This window comes from Citrobacter sp. Cpo045, assembly GCF_030332875.1.
Taxonomy (GTDB): Bacteria; Pseudomonadota; Gammaproteobacteria; order Enterobacterales; family Enterobacteriaceae; genus Citrobacter; species Citrobacter portucalensis.
The window spans coordinates 1-215 of record NZ_JAOWGZ010000009.1 but is presented as its reverse complement, the minus strand read 5'-3'; the positions used below and the strand labels follow the sequence as shown (position 1 = coordinate 215).

Genomic DNA, 215 nt, shown 5'->3' with positions numbered 1-215 from the left:
CGGGCCAGTTGATGCTGCTCCAGCAGGTGGCGGAAATTCATGATGGTGGTGCGGTCCGGCAAGGCGCTATCCAGGGATAACCGGGCAAACAGACGCATGGAGGCGATTTCGTACAGAGCATCTTCCATCGCGCCATCGCTCAGGTTGTACCAATGCTGCATGCAGTGAATGCGTAGCATGGTTTCCAGCGGATAAGGTCGCCGGCCATTACCAGC

1 protein-coding gene is annotated in these 215 nt (G+C 57.7%); it reads right to left on the bottom strand.

Translation table 11 applies throughout. The annotated features are described in order from the left end of the window. Window positions 1-215: transposase (locus OGY13_RS00040; protein ID WP_286585462.1), on the bottom strand; the 215-nt coding region annotated here is incomplete at both ends.